This is a genomic window from Streptomyces sp. NPDC058663 (assembly GCF_042716745.1).
Classification (GTDB): Bacteria; Actinomycetota; Actinomycetes; order Streptomycetales; family Streptomycetaceae; genus Streptomyces.
The window spans coordinates 14,740-32,781 of the sequence record NZ_JBHXRV010000030.1; the positions used below are offsets into that span (position 1 = coordinate 14,740).

Genomic DNA, 18,042 nt, shown 5'->3' on the forward strand with positions numbered 1-18,042 from the left:
TTCCCAAGCATGAACATGTATCACAGTCATGAATATAGTTCATATACGTGAACAAGGTGAGTGGTGCGCTCATGACCCTTCAAGAACGAGAGAGAGCGACAAGTTGATGGCACTGCCCGACACAGAGCTCGACGGTTTGCTCGCGTTTCCGCTCACCCCCTTCACCGACGACCTCGCCCTGGACCTGGCCGCCTTCTCCGAAACGGTCGAGCGGCACGTCGCAGCCGGTGCCGGAGCGCTGTTCATCGCCTGCGGGACAGGCGAGTTCAGCGCGCTGGCGGCCGACGAGCAGGCCGCCCTGCTGCGCAGGGCGCGCGACGTGGTCGCCGGCCGGGTGCCGGTCTGGGTGGGTGCGGGAGGCGGCGCGGCGACGGCACGGGCCGGGGTCGCGGCGGCACAGGAAGGAAACGCCGACGGCGTTCTCCTCCTGCCTCCTTACCTCGTGTCCGGGCCGCCGTCGGGCCTCGTCGACCACGTGCGTCACGCGGTGCACGACACCACCGTCCCGGTCGTCGTCTACCACCGCTCCAACGGCGCGTTCACCCCGGAATCCGCGGTCGCGCTGCTCGACATCCCGTCCGTGGCCGGCCTCAAGGACGGTGTCGGCGACGTCGAGCTGATGACCAGGATCGTCACCTCGATCCGGGGCTCGCAGGCCCCACGGGCCGAGAACTTCCTGTTCTTCAACGGCCTGCCGACGGCCGAGGTCTCGGCCCGCGCGTACCGGGCGATCGGGGTTCCCCGCTATTCGTCGGCGGTCCACTGCTTCGCACCGGAGATCGCGGTCCGCTTCCATGGCGCGCTCGCGGCGGGGGACGACAAGACCGTCGACGCGCTGCTGGCGGGGTTCTACGTGCCGCTGGTGGCGCTGCGGGACGAAACCCCCGGTTTCGCGGTCTCGTTGGTGAAGAGCGGCGCACGGCTGCGGGGCGACAGGGTCGGTGGTGTCCGGCCCCCGCTCGTCGAGCCCACGGCGGAACAGGCCGACCGCCTGGAGAAGATAGTCAAGGACGGCTACGCGCTGCTGTCCGCACTGGACGGGGTGCGCTGATGAAGGTGCTCGATGCCGTCCTGACCCCGGTCGCGTTCCGCGATCCGCCGCTGCTCAACGCGATGGGCGTGCACGAACCGTTCGCGCTGCGCGGTGTGGTCGAACTGCGCTGCGAGGACGGAGTGGTCGGTCTGGGCGAGTCCTACGGCGACCTGGCCTTCCTGGACCAGGTGCACAAGGTGCTGCCGGAACTGACCGGCCTCGACGTGTTCGACCTGCCGGCACTGCGCCGCACCGTGACGCGGGCACTGGGCGGGGCCGTCTTCTCCGACGAGCACGGCCTCACCGGCGGCTTCTCGGTGAGCAAGACCGTCGCCGGCGTCTACTCGCTGTTCGAGGTCGCCTGCCTGGACGCCCAGGGGCACCGACTGGGCCGCCCGGTGGTCGACCTCCTCGGCGGACGCGCGCGCGACGCGGTCGACTTCTCCGCGTACCTCTTCTACAAGTACGGGGCCCACCTGGACGCGGAACAGGACGTCTGGGGCGAGGTGCTCACCCCGGACGCGCTGGTCGGCGAGGCGAAGCGGATGATCGGCCAGTACGGCTTCCGGTCGATCAAGCTCAAGGGCGGCGTGCTCGACCCCGGCCAGGAGACGGACGCGATCCGCGCGCTGGCCGACGCCTTCCCCGGCCACCCGCTGCGCATCGACCCGAACGCGGCCTGGACGGTGGAGACCTCGGTCCGGGTCGCGCGGGAACTGGACGGCGTCCTCGAATACCTGGAGGACCCGACCCCGGGCATCGAGGGCATGGCGAAGGTCGCCGAGCAGGCGGGCATGCCGCTGGCCACCAACATGTGCGTGGTGCGCTTCGAGGACATCCAGCCGGCGTTCCGGGCCGGCGCCGTCGGTGTCGTCCTCTCCGACCACCACTTCTGGGGCGGTCTGCGCGACACCCAGGCGCTGTCGAAGACCTGCGAGGCCTTCGGCGTCGGACTGTCGATGCACTCCAACAGTCACCTCGGCATCAGCCTCGCGGCGATGGTGCATGTCGCTGCGGCGACCCCGCACTTGACGTACGCCTGCGACACCCACTGGCCGTGGCGCGGCGTCGACGTCGTCGTGCCGGGCGCCCTGGAGTTCCGCGACGGCGCGGTGACCGTGCCCGACACGCCGGGCCTGGGCATCGAGCTGGACCGGGACGCGCTGGCCAGGGCCCACGAGGACTACGTCCGGTGCGGGCAGACCAAGCGGGACGACGTGACGTACATGCGCAGGTTCGTCCCCTCGTTCGACCCCCGCCCGGCCCGGTGGTGAAGCGGTGCGTGTAGTCGGTTACGCCTATCCGTGGGACGTCATCGACGCACCCGGTTTCGTGGACAGGGCGCGGGAACTCGGGGTCGACGAAGTGGCCGTCGCCGTGTCCTACCACAGTGCCCGCGCCGCCACTCCCTGGTCGCCCGCGGGCACTTCGGTCCTCGCCCGGCACGCGGCGCTCTACCGCCCGGTGCGCCAGGAGGCCTGGCAGGACGCCGCGCTGCGTCCGGCGGCAGCGGGCTGGGCGTCGGTTCCCGACAGTGCGGGAGACGCCGTCCGCGTGCTGAACGCGGCCGGACTGCCCGCCGCCGCGTGGCTCGTGCTCACCCACGACTCCCGGCTGGGCACGCGGTTCCCCCAGTACGCCGTACGCAACTGTTTCGGCGAGAGCTACCCCTGGGCGCTGTGCCCGTCGCAGCCGGAGGTCCGGGCCTACGCGGCGACACTGACCGCGCAGTGCCTGGAAGGGCTCGACCTCGCATCGGTGGTACTCGAAGCCTGCGGCCGGCTCGGCGCGGTCCACCAGCACCAGCACGAGAAGACCGACGGCGTCTGGTCCCCCGCTGCCGCCCGGCTGCTCTCGGTGTGCTGCTGCACGGCCTGCGCCGACGGCTGGGCCGAGTCCGGTGCGAGACCCGAAGACTTCCGCGACGCCCTGCGGACCGAAGTCCGCCGCCTGGTGGACGGCGCCGATCTCTCCGCCACCGCGGACGAGCTGCCCGCCGAGCTGAGGGCCACGCTCCTGCACACCCGGCAGCGGGGCACCGACCGGCTCAGGCGCGGTGTGCTCGCCGCGGTCCCGCCCGGCACCAGGGTCGTCCTGCACGGCTCGCTCGACCCCTGGGCGACCGGGGCACTTCCCGGCCTGACTCCCGACGCGGCCGCTGACGCCGACGCCGTGGTGCTGCAGAACTGGACACCCGGCCGGGCCGGCTCCGACGCCGTCGCGCAGGCCCGACGACAGCTCCCGCCCACCGTGGACGTCGGCAGCTACGTGACCGCGGTGTCGGCCGACCCTGTTCCCGACATGCAGGCGTACGTCACGGAACTGGCCGCGGCCGGTGCCCGCGAGCTGCACCTCTACCACCTCGGGCTGGCGGGCCCCGGCCGCAGGCCGGACATGCTCGCCGCCACGAACGCCGCGTACGCGTCACGAAGGAACGGCTCATGACCCAGGACACCGATTCCGCCACCTTGGCGCGCGCGTTGCTGCCGGACGCCCTGCGCGACGACAACCCGTGGCGTCGCCCGCGCCGCACGGACGGTCGGCGCCGGGCCGCAGGCCGAGGCCGGTAGGGCCGGCCCGGACGGGCCTCGGCCCAAGTCGGCCCCAACGGAGTGCCATGTCAGGCCAGGGAAGCGGCGTGGGCGGGGTTGATGGCGTGCTGGAGCGGCAGGCCCTGGGTGAGGCGGCGGAGTTCGTCGAGCACCAGCAGCCCGAGGCGGTGGCGTTCGGCGCCCATCGCACCACCGATATGGGGCGTCAGGACAACGTTGGGAAGGTCGAAGAGTGGCGAGTCGTGGGCCGGGGGTTCCGGGTGGGTGACATCGAGCACGGCGGTGAGGTCGGGCCGGGCCCGCAGCACCCGCGCCGCGGCCGTCTCGTCGACCAGCGCGCCCCGCGCGGTGTTGATCAGCGTCGCGCCCTCGCCCATGGAGTTCAGCAGCCGGGCACCGACCGTGCCGCGGGTCTCGGCCAGCAGCGGTGCGTGGAGGCTGACGACGTGGCAGGTGCCGAAGAGCTCCTCGATGCCCACGAGCCGCGCGCCCGCCCGCCGGGCCGTCTCCGGGGAGGCGACGGGGTCCGTGGCGACGACGTCGACCTCGAAGCGGCGGAGGTGGTCCGCGACGAGCCGTCCGATGTGCCCGAGCCCCAGCAGGCCCACCCGCGACCGGTAGGCGCCCGGCACCGCGATGTCGCGCGGGAACCGGCGGCTGCTCGCCACGTCCCGCGCGACGCGGTGCACCTGCTTCAGCCCGAGGAGAACCTGGGCGAGGGTGTACTCCGCCACCGGGACGGCATTGGCCGCGGCCGCGGAGACGATCGGTATGCCACGCTCCCAGAAGGCGGGCGTGGTCAGGTGCCGGACGGATCCCGCCGCGACGAGGACGGCCCGCAGCCGAGGGGCATGCCCCAGGAGGGCGGCGTCGAGTACGGGCGCGCCCCACCCGGTGAGCAGGACGTCGACGTCTCCCAGTACGGAGGGGTCCTCGGCGAGCTGTTCCCGGGTGAGAGGCGGTCCCTGCCGGTCGACCAGCCGGTCGATCCCGGCCATCGCCTCGGGCGGATAGACGTCGGCCCGGCGTTCCTCCTCCATGACCAGAAGGGCTGTCGGTGCGGTGGCCGGCTCGTTCATGTCGGTTCTCTCCTCTGCCTGTCCACTGATGGCCGATCGACCCGCCCGGCCCACGGCCCCTGGTCGGACGCGTGGGTAAACGTCCGGCCTGATGTCGCGTTCCGGCGTGGCTTGTTGACCACTACGGCCAGGCGGTTCGCAGGGACCATACATCGGATCACTGAAATGTCATTGCCCGAATACTTGGTGATCTGTCCTCGTCGTCGACGGGAATCTTCATATATTCATCGGACTGTTGACCGCTGATACGGGCCCCGTTACCGTCCCAGCAAGCGCTTTCCAGGCCAACTGTGCAGCCGCGAAACAGGAGTTGTCATGCAGAGATCGCGATGGATCGGTGCGGGTGTTCTCGCCTCGTCATTGGTCCTCACCAGCTGTACCTCCGGGCCCGCGGGAGTGGATGCCAAGCAGAACTCCCGCGCGACCCTGGAACTGTGGACCAGGACGACACCGGGCGGACCGGGGGAGAAGGGGGCGCTCAAGCTCGCCAAGGCCTTCGAGAAGGCCACCGGCCACAAGGTCGAGGTCACGGCCATCTTCGACGACTTCGAGACCAAGCTGCAGCAGCGGGCCGCACAGAAGAACCTGCCCGACCTCGTCATGAACGACGTCACGCAGCTCGGGGCGATGCACACCCAGGGCCTGCTCAGGGAGATAGACCTGGGGAGGATAAAGAACAGCAAGGACGTCATCGGGCAGGGCCTGGACTCCGGCAAGAGCGTGGACGGCAAGCAGTACGCCCTGCCGTACTCGGCACAGGCGTCCGCACTGCTCATCCGCAAGGACTGGCGACAGAAACTGAAGCTCGAAGCACCCCGGAGCTGGGACGACTTCGCCGCGATGGCCAAGGCCTTCACCACCCGGGACCCCGACGGCAACGGCAAGCAGGACACCTCCGGCCTCGCCGCCCCGCTCTCCACCAAACGCGGCTACGCCTCCTGGTACTTCTCCAACTTCCTGTGGGCCGCGGGCGGGGACTTCATCACCGAGGCCGGCAAGGGCACGTACAAGCCGGCGATGACCGCCAAGGCGTCCGTCGAGGCCATGCGGTGGTTCCGGGACCTCGGCTGCAAGGACAAGTCCGTCCAGCCGGGTTCCGTGACCATGGACACCCCGCCGACGAACGAGACCTTCGAGGCGGGCAGGACCGGCATGTTCGTCGTCGGGCCGTACATGCTGCCCCGATTCGACGAGACCCTCGGCAAGGACAAGTACGAGGTCGTACCGATGCCCAAGGGACCCAAGGACGCCACGGTCCTCGCCGAGGGCGGTTCCGTCTACCTGATGGCCGGCTCCGAGAACCGCGCCGGACAGGACGCCTTCGTCGACTTCGCCATCTCCGCCCAGGGCCAGAAGATCGGGATGGAGGGCGACACCGGCTTCGTCGTACAACTCCCCGTCAACAAGACGGTGAACATCTCCCAGGTCCGTCCCGACCCCCGCTGGAAGACCTACTCCGAGGTGTATCAGGACACCGGCCGCTACGCGCCCTCCATCCCGAACTGGACCCCGGTGCGGCAGGCGACGGCGGACGCCGTGAACGCCCTGATGGCCGACTGCGGACTGGATCTCACGGCCAAGCTGGGTGAGCTCGACAAGCAGCTCGCCGGCATTCTCAAGGAGCAGGGGATCGCCGCGTCATGAGCCTCGACCAGGCTGATCCGGCCGCCCCTGCGGCGGCCGGCCCCGGCCCCCGCACGGCGGGCGGGCGGGGCGCGGCGGCCGCCCTCCGCCGGAGGAACGGCCGCAGAGCGGGCCGGTGGTGGACACCGTGGCTGTTCCTCGCTCCCGCTCTGCTGCTCTTCCTGTACTTCAAGTTCATCCCCATGATCAGCGCGCTGACCATGTCCTTCCAGGAGGTCCAGCCCTACCTGGGAAACAAGTGGGTCGGCGCCGAGAACTACGTCACGGTGCTCCAGTCCCACGGCTTCCGTGACGCCGCGTGGCACACCGTCGTCCTCGCCGCCGGACAGACGGCCGGCTCGATGGCTCTCGGCCTCGCCCTCGCGCTGCTGATGGAAGGGCAGAGCCGCCGTCTGGGATTCGTGCGCTCCGCCGTGTTCCTCCCGGTGGTGGTGCCCATCGCGGTCGTCGCCGAACTCTGGCGGATCATGTACCACCCGACCGAGGACGGGATGCTCAACTCCCTTCTCGGCCTGGTGGGGTTCGGCCCCTCGGGGTTCATCAACGACCCCGACACCTCGATTGCCTCCCTCATGCTCACCGGCATCTGGCGGGGCGCCCCCTACGACATGATGATCTTCCTCGCCGGTCTGGCGAGCGTGGACCGCGGTCTGTACGAGGCCGCCAAGGTCGACGGCGCGTCCCGGCTGCAGCGGGTGTGGTACGTCACGGTTCCCGGGCTGCGCTCGGTGTTCTCGATCCTGTTCATCCTCGCCGCGATCCGCGGACTGCGGGTGTTCACCGAGGTGTTCCTGCTGACCAACGGTGGGCCCGACGGATCCACCGAGGTCGTCATGACCCTCATCTACAAGCTCGGACTGGAACAGAACCGGCTCGGCGTCGGCGCGGCGGGGGCCGTCCTGCTGTTCGGCGCGACCCTGATCCTGACCGTCGTTGTCCAACTGCTGCGGCGGAGGGAAAGCAAATGACCGTGCCGACCGAGACCGCGCTGGGCCTGACCGAGAGCCGCAGCGCCGGCGGGCGGGTCCTGAAGGCCGTCCTCTACCTGCTGGTCCTGATCGTCTTCGGCGGGCCGCTGCTGGCCCTGCTCGTCAGCGCCTTCGGCCACGTCAAGGATCCGACACAGCTGAGCGTCGTCCCGTCGGGAATCACGCTGGACAACTTCCAGGTCGCCTTCGACCAGGGCGTGCTCGGCTACCTGCTGAACTCGTTCTTCGTGGTCGGCTTCGGACTGCTGCTCCAGGTGGCCGTGTCCGTCCTGGCCGGATACGCCCTGGCCAGGAAGGTCTTTCCCGGCATGACGCTGGTGCTCGTCGCCATCCTCGCAACGCTGATGCTGCCCGAGGAGATCCTGGCCCTGCCGCTGTCCCTGATCCTCGCCGACCTGCCGGTATTCCACTTCAACCTCATCGGCACACTGGCCGGAATGATCGTCCCGCTGGGCGCCTGGGGATTCTCCATCCTGGTGATGACCGAGTTCATGAAGGACGTGCCACGGGAGCTGGAGGAGGCCGCCCGCATCGACGGTGCCGGCGACCTGCGGATCTTCTTCCAGATCATCCTGCCGATGTGCAAGCCGGCCCTGGGCGTCATCGGGGTCTTCGGCTTCACCATGATCTGGGACCAGTACCTGCTGCCCCTCCTCGTCTCCACGGACGCCTCGTCCTACACGCTCCCGCTGGCACTGCGGACCCTGCGGATCGACCCCGACGTCACCCCCGGCGTGGTGCTGGCCGCAGCCCTGCTGGCCCTGCTGCCGTCCGTGATCGTCTTCCTCTTCTTCCAGCGCTCCTTCGTCAGCGGCCTCTCCTCCGGCGCTCTGAAGGGCTGACCCTGTCTTCTGTCCTGCGGCCCCCGAAGGGCCGGCCCCGCACTCCGTCCTCCGGTCCCTGAAGGGCCGGGCCCGCAGCCGCAGCGTTCCCCGCGCCACGGCCCGGCCGGACCGTCGCCGCACATCCGGTACCCGTAACGCGTCCCCCGATCCCACCCCCCCGTACCACCGGCAGCTTTCCGGCGCACCCCACCGGCACCGGACGGCGACCACAAGGAGCGATACCCGATGACCCCGCACACCGACTCTCCTCCGGCGCCCCTGCCCGGGGCCCCGGCCACCGGAGAAGCGCCGGAGACCACCTGGTTCACCACCGCCCGGTTCGGCATGTTCGTCCACTGGGGCCTCTACTCCCTCGCAGCCCGGCACGAATGGGTCAAGAACCGGGAGAAGCTGACCGACGAGCAGTACCAGGTCTACTTCGACCACTTCGACCCCGACCGCTACGACCCGGTCCAGTGGGCCAGGTCGGCCAGGGCCGCGGGCATGCGGTACGTCGTCCTGACCGCCAAGCACCACGACGGTTTCTGCCTCTGGGACAGCGACCTCACTGCATACAAGGTCACCAACACCCCGTACGGCCGCGACCTCGTCGGCCCGTTCGTCGAGGCGTGCCGCGCCGAAGGGCTCAAGGTCGGCCTCTACTACTCGCTGATCGACTGGCACCATCCGTCGTTCCCCGTGGACGGCACCCATCCGCAACGCGACGACGAGGAGTTCAAGGCCGCTCACGCCGACCGGGACATCCGCGACTACCAGCGCTACCTGCACGGCCAGGTCCGCGAACTGCTGACCTCGTTCGGGCGCGTCGACTACCTGTTCTTCGACTTCTCCTACGCCGGGCGCAGCTGGTGGGGCGGCAAGGGGCCCGACGACTGGGACTCCCCGAAGCTCCTGGAGACGATCCGTGAACTCCAGCCGCACGTACTCGTCAACGACAGGACCGGTCTGCCCGGCGACTTCGTCACCCCCGAGCAGTACCAGCCCTCGGGCCCGATGACCCAGGACGGGCGCCCGGTGCTCTGGGAGGCCTGCCAGACCCTCAACGGGAGCTGGGGCTACGACCGCGACAACCTCGACCACAAGAGTGCCGACCTGCTGATCCGCATGCTCGTCGACGGGGTGTCCAAGGGCGGCAATCTCCTGCTCAACGTGGGCCCCACCGGCCGCGGTGAGCTCGACCCGCGCGACGCCGCGGTCCTCACGGAGGTCGGCCGGTGGACGGAGCTGCACGAGAGGTCGGTCCGCGGCTGCGGCCCGTCCCCGTACACCGCCCCTGCCGACTGCCGGTACACCCAGCGCGGCGACCGGCTCTACGTCCACCTGTTCGCCTGGCCGCCGCGTCATCTGCACCTGCCCGGCCTCGCAGGCAGGGTGCGCTACGCCCAGCTTCTCAACGACGCGTCCGAGATCGTCCGGATCCACATCGACCCGGACCGGCCCGCCGTCAACACCGAGATGGGCGGACAGCCCGCCGGGACGCTCACCCTCCAGGTCCCGGTCCGGCGCCCCGACACCCCCGTACCCGTCATCGAACTGTTCCTGGACACCTCGGCCGACCGCGCCGACGGCTGAGCCCGACCCCGATCCACCAGCTCACGGAGGCACCATGCAACGACGCACGTTCCTCAGAGGCACCGCGGCCGGAGTCGCACTGGCCGCCGCCCCCGTCGGAGGACCGGCGGCCGTCGGCGCGACGGCGGCCCCGGCGGCGGTCGGCTCACTGGACGAACTCCAGGCCGCGATCGACCGGGCCCGCCCGGGAGACCGGATAGTCGTGGCCGACGGCACCTACACCGTCCCGCCGGACCGGCCCCTCACCATCCGCAACAAGCGGGGCACCCGGCGCGCGCCCGTGACCATCGCCGCCCGCACCCGCGGCGGAGTCGTGCTGAACGGCGCGCAGAGCTTCGTCCTCGCGGCGTCCCGGCACATCACCCTCAGCGGCTTCTCCTTCCGGCAGAGCAGCACCCTGGACGTCCCCCCGGACTGCTCGCACATCAGGCTCACCCGCAACGACTTCCAGCTGGCCGACATCGAGGGCCTGCACTGGGTGATGGTGCGCGCGGACGACAGCGTGGTCGACCACAACCACTTCCACGGCAAGAGCACACTCGGCATCTACCTGGGCATCGAGGGCGCGGGCGAGGACGGGATGGCCCAGCGCGTCCACGTGTACCGCAACCACTTCTCCGACCACAGCTTCGCCGGGTCCAACGGCGGCGAGCCGATCCGGCTCGGGGTCAGCCCCCGCGCGCTGTCCAGCGCCCACGCAGTCGTGGAGTACAACCTGTTCGAGCGGGCGAACGGCGACCCGGAAGCGATCTCGGTGAAGTCCTCGGACAACACCATCCGCTACAACACCATCCGTGACAGCCTCGGCGGGATCGTGCTGCGGCACGGCAACCGCAACCGGGTGGAGGGCAACCATCTCGTCGACGGTACGGAAGGCGTGCGGATCTACGGCAACGACCAGGTGATCGTCAACAACTACCTCGCGGGCCTGTCCGGTCGTGCCATGGTGATCGGCAGCGGCTCCCGGCGCGACCACGTGCCCGGCGAGACGCCCGCCGAGCGCCGCGGCAACGACGCCCCCGACCGGATCCTCATCGCGTACAACACCCTGGTGAACAACCAGGGCACGCTCTCCGGCGAGAGCCACCGCCCGCACGAGCCACGGGACGTCACCGTTGCCGACAACCTGCTGGTCGCGGACTCGGGCCAGCTGGTCGCGATGGCGAACACCGTGCGCTTCACCTGGTCGGGCAACCTCCTGTGGGGCGGCGCCGACGACGGCAACATCCCCGCCGGCGGCGGTACCCGTACCGACCCGAAGCTGGTCGCCGGCCCGGACGGCATCCTGCGGCCGGCCGCCGACAGCCCGGCGATCAACGCCGGCACGCTCCGGTGGCCGCCCGTCACCCGCGACATCGACGGGCAGCCGCGCGGCTGGGCCCGGGACGTGGGCGCGGACGAGTACTCCCGCCGGGCCCCGAGGCGCAGGCCGCTGACCGCGGCAGACGTCGGCCCGCAGGCCGGCTGAACAGGCCGGCCGGTCCACCGGCTGACCACGCCGGTCGGTCCACCGGCCGAGTACGCCGGTCCGTCCACCGGCCGCGCCGTCCACCGGCCGCGCACGCCGGTCCGTCCACCGGCCGCGCCGTCCACCGGCCGCGCACGCCGCTCCGTCCACCGACCGCGCACGCCGCGCCGTCCACCGGCCGCGCACGCCGCTCCGTCCACCGACCGCGCACGTCCGTTCGCACCCCGGAGGGCCAGGACCCGCTGACCCGCCGGTACCTTCCCGTCCCCACAGGAGGCACCATGCAACGACGCACGTTCCTCAAAAGCTCCGCCGTGGCCGCACTCGCCGCCGTCCCCCTCACCACCTCGCTGTCCGGGAGCGCATCAGCGGCCGACATACCGGTCTCTTCCCTGGCCCAACTGCAGAGCGCGATCAATGCCGCCGTACCGGGGGATCGGATCGTCGTCGCCGACGGCACATACACCGTGCCATCGGGGGGCGCCATCACCATCTCCGGCAAGCACGGCACCGCGGCGCAGATCACCATCGTCTCGAAGACCCGCGGCGGCGCCGTGCTCCGCGGCGCACGCGGCTTCGTCCTCAGCAATTCGAGCAACATCACCCTCAGCGGCTTCTCCCTGCGTCAGAGCACCACGATGGAGATACCGGCGAGCTGCTCGTCGATCCGGCTGACCCGCAACGACTTCCAGTTCGCAGACACCGGCGACAAGTACTGGGTCCTCGTGCGGGCGAACGACTCGAAGATCGACAGGAACCACTTCCACAACAAGACCACCCTCGGTGTCTTCCTCGTCCTCGACGGCCCCGGCTCGGACGATCCCCGCACGGGAGTCATGGCGCAGAACCTGCACGTCTTCAAGAACCACTTCTCCGACCACAGGTTCTCGGGGGACAACGGCGGAGAGGCGATCCGGCTCGGAGTCAGTGGCCGTGCACTGTCCGACGCCAAGGCGAAGGTGGAGTACAACCTGTTCGAGCGGTGCGACGGAGACCCCGAGGCCATCTCGGTGAAGTCCTCGGGCAACACCATCCAGTACAACACCATCCGTGACAGCCGCGGCGGGATCGTGCTGAGACACGGCAACCGCTCGACGGTGCAGGGCAATTACCTGATCGACGGCGAAGACGGAATACGGGTCTACGGCAACAACCACCTGATCGTCAACAACTACCTCAGCGGGCTGTCGGGCAATGCTCTGGTGATCGGCAGCGGATCCACCCGTGACCACCATCCGGACGAATCGGAGGAGGAAAGGAGGGGCAACGACGCCTGCGACGGTGCGGTGATCGTCCACAACTCCCTGCTGAACAACACCAAGACGCTCTCCGGCGAGAGCAGGGCCTACGAGCCGCGGAACGTCGTCGTCGCCGACAACCTGCTGGTCGCCAACTCCGGCAGCCTCGTCGCGATGGGAGCCACAGCGGGTTTCACCTGGCGGAGCAACCTGCTGTGGGGTGATGCCGCCAACGGCAACATCCCCTCCGGCGGCTTCACCCGGGCCGACCCCCGGCTGGCCGCGGGCCAGGACGGTGTTCTGCGACTGACATCCGCAAGCCCGGCGATCGGCGCCGCCACCCTGGGCAACCCGGCGGTGGCCGACGACATCGACGGGGATCCGCGCGGAAGTGCACGCGACATCGGCGCCGACGAGTACGCGACAACACCCGCGCTCCGGCGCCCGCTCACCGCCGCGGACGTGGGCCCGAACGCGGCATGACCGGCCACCGGTGAAGGGGCGGGCGTCCGGATACGGACGCCCGCCGACGGGCCCCGGAGGATGCACGTGTGCACGACAACGGCAGGAAGGCAGTGGAGTGACCGAGGAGAAGAATTACGGTGTTGCGGACGGGTCCCCGAGCCAGCCGCCGGAAGTCGGCCCCGACGTCGGCGCGATCCGACTCGGCCTGTGCTCGGTCACCTTCCGCCGGCTGCCCGCCGCCGAGGTCGCGCGGTGCGCGGCGGACGCGGGCCTGGAGGTGGTCGAGTGGGGAGCGGACGTGCACGCGCCGCCCGGGGAACCGGACTCCGTCCGCGCGGTCCGTGACGTTTCCGACCGGCACGGGCTCGCCTGTTGCTCGTACGGTTCGTACTTCCGGGCCACCCCGGGCGAAATGACCCACTTCCCGGCCGTCGCCCGGGCCGCGGTGCTTCTCGGTGCGCCGCGGGTACGGGTCTGGGCGGGCGGAACCGGATCGGCGGCCACCCCGCCGGACGAGCGGCACCGCGCCGTGACCTGTCTGCGGGAGGCGGGCCGGATCGCCGCGGACCACGGACTGGAGCTGGCAACGGAGTTCCACCAGGGGACGCTCACCGACACCGTCGCGTCGACCCTGCGACTGCTGGAGGAGGTGGGCATGGACAACGTCCGTACCTACTGGCAACCGCCGCTCGACGCACCCGACGAGGAGGCGCTGGCGGGGCTCGCCGAGTTGGGCGACCGGGTCACCGCCGTGCACGCCTTCTCGTGGTGGCCGGGCAACACCCGGCTGCGGCTGGCCGAACGGGAGAACTTGTGGGCCGCCGCGCTCCGCCGGCTCGCCGGTCGCCGCGTCGAGGCGTTGCTGGAGTTCGTGCCCGGCGACGATCCCACCGTGCTGGGGCGCGAGGCCGGGACGCTGCGCCGCGCCGCAGCACAACGACCGCTTCCACAGCCGTAGTCGACCGGCAAGCGGGAGAGCGATGATCTTCTCGCCCCCAGTCCTTTCACACGACGCCAGGACGGCAGACATGCCCCTCAACGAAGACGACACGCTCCTGTTCATCGGAGACTCCATCACCGACGCGGGCCGCGACCGGGCAGATGCCGTGTCGCTCGGCAACGGATACGTCCACGAGATCGCGCGGACCCTGCGCGACCGGACGCACGCCGGGCCCGGACCCACCCGAAGCCGGTCACCCCGGATCATCAACAAGGGACTCAACGGCAACCGCGTGTACGACCTCGCATCCCGCTGGGCCACCGACGTCACCGACCTCCGGCCCACCGTTGTCACGGTCAAGATCGGCATCAACGACACCTGGCGGCACTACGACAGCGGACTCCCCAGCCCGGTCGACGAGTTCGAAGCATGCCTCGACCGCCTCCTGGCGGGCACCGCGCAGACCATCGCCGCACGGCTGATCGTCATCACCCCCTTCCTGCTGCCCGTCACCCCGGAGCAGGAAGGCTGGTTCGAGGACCTGCTGCCCCGCACCGAGGCCGTCCTGCGCGCCGCCCTGGGGAACGGAGCCCAGGTGGTCCGCGCGGACCGTGTCCTGAACCGCGCGGCACAGGAACACACCGCGACGGAACTGGCCCCGGACGGCGTCCACCCGAGCCCCCTCGGCCACCGGCTGATCGCCGACGCCTGGCTCGCCGCGTTCGAGGGGCGCACTCCCGGCCCGCGCCGGTAGCGCCCCGGCGCCCTCGGAGGATGCTCCGCCCTCCCGGCCGGCCCGAAGGGGGCAGGGCCGGCCGGGGTCACCGCTCCCTGCTCCACCCGGCGGTGCGGGAATACGCGTCGAGCAGGTCCACCACGAACACCAGGGTCGAGCCCGCCGGGATCAACGCCGTGGGCGACTGGTTGCCGTAGCCGAGACGAGGAGGAACGACGATCTCGCGCCGACCGCCGACCCTCATCCCCCGCACCCCCCGGTCCCAGCCCTTGATGACCTTGCCGCCGCCCAGGGCGAACTTGTACGGCTCGCCCCGGTCCCAGGAGGCATCGAACTCCCTCCCGGACTCGAAGGTCACCCCGACGTAGTGGACCCTGACCACCATGCCGGACTTCACCTCGGCCCCGTCCCCGACGACCAGGTCCCGCACGGTCAGCTCGCCAGGAGCCTCACCCTCCGGAACGCGCACCTCGGGCTTCGCCAGCTCACCCATCGCAACCTCATCACTCCCGTCCGGAACCCCCGCACGGACCAGCCGGCCCCATGGACTCCCCATGCGGCAGCTGGCCACGCTACCGAGAGCGCCGTTCGAGACGTTAAAGGAGGCCCATCTTCCTGGTGGAGTAGCTGACCAAAACGTTCTTCGTCTGCTGGTAGTACAGCAGCTGCACTCGGGTTGACCTGCGGAAATGGAACCCTGCAAGGCTTTGGGGCGGGGACTGGTCCGGGGATGGTCCGGATCTTGGTAGCTACTGGCCCGTGCGGCAGGGGCGGTTCGGAGGGGGAAAGTCCGTGGGAGCGATCGGGAGAGTGGAGGACGCTCTCACGGGTGGCCCGTTCTACCGACTCCAGTCGGTGGGCGCCGCAGAGCCACACGGCGAGATAGAACCGCGCGGGCGTCACGCATGGCGATCCCCGACAGCGAACGCGAAGAGCTGCAACGGCGCCACCACGCCGCCTTAGAAGTTGCTACCGCACCAATGCGCACCGTGGCTGGTAGTCCTTCTTCCCGCGCACCGGCGTCCTGAGGACACTGCTGCATTTGTCCGTCGGAGGAAGTGGCGCCATGGCCCGACGTAGAACACATCGCTCCGCGCCTGCCCGGCCTGTCGGTCGGCGGGAGCGGGCCGGTGCGAGGTGGGGGGCCTGGGGTCCGGCCTGCCGTCGAGCTATCGGCTCGCCTGCGCCGTCATCCGGCCCCCCGGCCGGCGCCTGTTCATGGCAGGGGGCGGGAGCAGGTGGAGGTGTTGACATAGGCGAGGCCGTCGTAGTCCTGAGTGGGCGCGGTCGGGGCGTGGTGCAGCCGGTAGGTGAAGCGTGGCACGTTGGCGCCGAAGCTGCGATGCCTGTGCTGCTTGCCCAGCCAGTCCCGTACCTCGGCGGTGGCGGTCCGCGCGGCGCGCAGGTCGATGAGGTGGTCGCCCGGAACAGCCTGAGCGAGCTCGGCCTCCAGCGAGCCTGCTCCCAGCCTGCTGATCCGGTGCGGTACGGCGGGCCGGTGCATGTTGCGGCCGCGGCGGGCCCGGAACGCGCCCGCGCCGAAGAGCATGCCCAGGGCGTAGTAGGCGTCGCCGTAGCGCTGGTGCAGGTGGTAGCCGAGGGCGGGCACGCCGGGCATGTAGTGGCCCCGGGAGATATGGCCGTTGTGCGCCCAGACCACGACCTTCTCCTCGCTGCTGTCGGCCGGATCGGCCGCTTGGGCGCCGTCGGCGACGGCGCTCACGGCTTCGGCCAGGTACCGGTCGCGGGCGGTGAACAGGCGTGCGTCGAAGGGGAGAGTGACCAGGTCCGCAGACCTGACCAGCACGCGGGCGTGGTCGATCGCCACCTCGGTCTCCGCGGCGCCCACCTTCGCGGTGAACTCCGCCTGCCGGTCGGTCAACAGGCCCAGCAGGCGCTCGGCCGAGCCGCGGAGCGCCTGCTGCGGGTCGGGGCGGCTCCCCGGCCGGGCGGTGCTGAGCGGTGCGAGCGCGGACTGCGTGGCCGCCGCCTCCGTCGGCGCGACCCGGCGGAGGAAGTCGGTGACGTACGCGACGGAGGCCCCGGAACGCTGTGGGTCGATGCCGACGAATCGCACCCGACGGCCGGGCGCGGCACTCTGGTTGTGCGCACGCATCCAGACCACCAGCGCGCGCATCTCCTCGGTGTGCCAGGTCCAGAACCCGAGACGCCCGATCAGCTCCGCAGGGTCGCCGTCACCGCCCTGGACGTAGCCGTCCACGGCCCGGGCGGCGGATTCGCTCGCCTCCAGCGCCAGTGTGGTGAAGCCGACTTCTGTGACGAGGAACTCCACGATCCGGTGCTTGAGCTGGAAGAACTCACGGGTTCCGTGCGTGGCTTCGCCGAGGCCGACGATGCGCGCCTCGGACAGGGCGGCACCGAAGGGCACCAGGTCCTGGCATTGCCCGCCCGCGGTGAGGCGCTCCAGCCGCCAGGCGTGCTCCGCCAGCCATTTCGTCACGCCCTGCGGCGTCGGTGACTTCCCATGGCGAGTTCCCACGGTGACTTTCCCCTCTCCCCGTCACTCCGTCCGGTCAGCGGTGTCGCATCCCGACCTCGGTCAGGATGCGGCGTAGATCCTCCGCCGCCGCACCGTAGCCGTATGTCGCGGCCACACCGGAGAGATTCAGGACGACTTCGTCGACCCCGGCATCCTCGTACGCGCGGAGTCCGTCGCGGATCTCCTCGGCCGAACCATGGAGAAATGTGCCCGAATCAACCAGGGCACGCGCGCCGAGATACGGCTGAGAAGCATGCATCCGCAGACCGGCCTGCCGCAGCATGTCGGTGTAGTGCGCGGTGCTGAGATGAGCCTTCGCTGCGGAGAGCGCAAGCTGATAGGGGTTCCGGCCGCGCCCCGCCAGGGCCGCGTGCACCACGGTGGTCATCCGGGGCACGGCTCGGCCGCGCTGCGCCGCGCCCTTGGCCATGGCGGGCAGCAGTACGTCCCGGACGTAGGCCGGGGGCGTCATCCAGCTGATCGCCACGTCGGCGGCCATCCCCGCGGCCCGCGCCAGTACCGGCCGCAGCACGCCAAGACCGAGCTCCACGCCGGGGTGGTCGAGGGGGGGGAGCAGGGGTGCGGTGCCCGGTTCCGTACCTGCGGGGGAGGCGTCCTCGTCGCCGAGGAACCGTCGCATCGCGTCCAGGTAGTCGACACACGCGGCGCGCGGGCTCGGGTAGGGCTCGCCCCGCAGCTCGGCGGTGAAGTCCGGAGCTCCGGGCCCGACGCCCAGCACGGTGCGGTGGCTGGTCAGGCGCGATAGCGAGCGTGCCTGTACGGCGGCTTCGAAGGCGTGCCGCATCGGCATCAGCACGACGCTCGTCCCGACGGGGATGTCGAAGCCGCGGCCGGCCAGGTAGGCGAACATCTGGTGCGTTTCCAGACTCAGCGACTGTCCCTGCCACAGCCGCGCGGCGTGCCCTTCCTTGACCAGCTCCGCGAAGGGAACAAGGCTCAGCGGGTCTTTCGCCATAGTGG

General features: G+C 70.6%; 16 protein-coding genes. 12 read left to right on the forward strand and 4 right to left on the reverse strand.

Translation table 11 applies throughout. The features are described 5' to 3' along the window. Positions 1-106 precede the first annotated feature (106 nt). From ACFWVV_RS22045 to ACFWVV_RS22060, 4 genes are read left to right on the forward strand one after another with little or no spacing between them, the layout of a single operon-like run. Positions 107-1,051 carry a 5-dehydro-4-deoxyglucarate dehydratase gene (locus tag ACFWVV_RS22045; protein WP_384354435.1) on the forward strand — a complete coding sequence of 315 codons (945 nt, stop codon included), beginning with the start codon at positions 107-109 and terminating at the stop codon, positions 1,049-1,051. Further along, positions 1,051-2,307, forward strand: a complete 1,257-nt coding sequence (locus ACFWVV_RS22050) for a glucarate dehydratase family protein (protein WP_384354433.1) — start codon at positions 1,051-1,053, stop codon at positions 2,305-2,307. Before ACFWVV_RS22045 ends, ACFWVV_RS22050 begins: the two co-directional genes overlap by 1 nt. A 4-nt stretch (positions 2,308-2,311) precedes the next feature. After that, on the forward strand, positions 2,312-3,478 hold the full coding sequence (locus ACFWVV_RS22055) for a hypothetical protein (RefSeq protein ID WP_384354431.1): 1,167 nt from the start codon (positions 2,312-2,314) through the stop codon (positions 3,476-3,478). Continuing rightward, positions 3,475-3,603 (forward strand): hypothetical protein, encoded by a 129-nt coding sequence (locus ACFWVV_RS22060; RefSeq protein ID WP_384354429.1) that lies wholly within the window; start codon positions 3,475-3,477, stop codon positions 3,601-3,603. Before ACFWVV_RS22055 ends, ACFWVV_RS22060 begins: the two co-directional genes overlap by 4 nt. Before the next feature lie 50 nt (positions 3,604-3,653). Here the strand turns inward: ACFWVV_RS22060 and ACFWVV_RS22065 are convergent, their stop codons facing one another. After that, on the reverse strand, positions 3,654-4,664 hold the full coding sequence (locus tag ACFWVV_RS22065) for a hydroxyacid dehydrogenase (protein WP_384354428.1): 1,011 nt from the start codon (positions 4,662-4,664) through the stop codon (positions 3,654-3,656). 315 nt (positions 4,665-4,979) lie between these two features. On the opposite strand from ACFWVV_RS22065, the gene ACFWVV_RS22070 reads away from it, so the two are divergent. From ACFWVV_RS22070 to ACFWVV_RS22105, 8 genes are all read left to right on the forward strand, one after another. Then, positions 4,980-6,308: an extracellular solute-binding protein gene (locus ACFWVV_RS22070; RefSeq protein ID WP_384354426.1), complete on the forward strand. Its 1,329-nt coding sequence runs from the start codon at positions 4,980-4,982 to the stop codon at positions 6,306-6,308. Continuing rightward, positions 6,305-7,276 carry a carbohydrate ABC transporter permease gene (locus tag ACFWVV_RS22075; RefSeq protein ID WP_384354424.1) on the forward strand — a complete coding sequence of 324 codons (972 nt, stop codon included), beginning with the start codon at positions 6,305-6,307 and terminating at the stop codon, positions 7,274-7,276. The genes ACFWVV_RS22070 and ACFWVV_RS22075 overlap by 4 nt, the downstream gene beginning before the upstream one ends. Further along, positions 7,273-8,139: a carbohydrate ABC transporter permease gene (locus tag ACFWVV_RS22080; protein ID WP_384354422.1), complete on the forward strand. Its 867-nt coding sequence runs from the start codon at positions 7,273-7,275 to the stop codon at positions 8,137-8,139. The genes ACFWVV_RS22075 and ACFWVV_RS22080 overlap by 4 nt, the downstream gene beginning before the upstream one ends. A gap of 228 nt (positions 8,140-8,367) precedes the next feature. Beyond that, the gene (locus tag ACFWVV_RS22085) at positions 8,368-9,714 is read left to right on the forward strand and encodes an alpha-L-fucosidase (RefSeq protein WP_384354420.1); all 1,347 of its coding nucleotides are present in this window, start codon (positions 8,368-8,370) and stop codon (positions 9,712-9,714) included. Positions 9,715-9,748: 34 nt separating this feature from the next. After that, a complete protein-coding gene (locus ACFWVV_RS22090; protein WP_384354418.1) occupies positions 9,749-11,182 on the forward strand; it encodes a chondroitinase-B domain-containing protein in 1,434 nt (477 codons plus the stop codon). Between the two features lie 281 nt (positions 11,183-11,463). Beyond that, positions 11,464-12,903 carry a polysaccharide lyase 6 family protein gene (locus ACFWVV_RS22095; RefSeq protein WP_384354416.1) on the forward strand — a complete coding sequence of 480 codons (1,440 nt, stop codon included), beginning with the start codon at positions 11,464-11,466 and terminating at the stop codon, positions 12,901-12,903. A gap of 97 nt (positions 12,904-13,000) precedes the next feature. Beyond that, positions 13,001-13,843 carry a sugar phosphate isomerase/epimerase family protein gene (locus ACFWVV_RS22100; RefSeq protein WP_384354414.1) on the forward strand — a complete coding sequence of 281 codons (843 nt, stop codon included), beginning with the start codon at positions 13,001-13,003 and terminating at the stop codon, positions 13,841-13,843. 70 nt (positions 13,844-13,913) lie between these two features. After that, positions 13,914-14,579 (forward strand): SGNH/GDSL hydrolase family protein, encoded by a 666-nt coding sequence (locus ACFWVV_RS22105; protein WP_384354412.1) that lies wholly within the window; start codon positions 13,914-13,916, stop codon positions 14,577-14,579. Positions 14,580-14,646: 67 nt separating this feature from the next. Here the strand turns inward: ACFWVV_RS22105 and ACFWVV_RS22110 are convergent, their stop codons facing one another. From ACFWVV_RS22110 to ACFWVV_RS22120, 3 genes are all read right to left on the reverse strand, one after another. After that, complete coding sequence (locus tag ACFWVV_RS22110) at positions 14,647-15,054, reverse strand: FKBP-type peptidyl-prolyl cis-trans isomerase (RefSeq protein WP_384354410.1); 408 nt, start codon at positions 15,052-15,054, stop codon at positions 14,647-14,649. 723 nt (positions 15,055-15,777) lie between these two features. Continuing rightward, entirely contained in the window at positions 15,778-17,022 is a 1,245-nt protein-coding gene (locus ACFWVV_RS22115; RefSeq protein WP_384354408.1) for an erythromycin esterase family protein, read from the reverse strand. Between the two features lie 73 nt (positions 17,023-17,095). Further along, positions 17,096-18,037, reverse strand: a complete 942-nt coding sequence (locus ACFWVV_RS22120; RefSeq protein WP_384354406.1) for an LLM class flavin-dependent oxidoreductase — start codon at positions 18,035-18,037, stop codon at positions 17,096-17,098. Positions 18,038-18,042 lie beyond the last annotated feature (5 nt).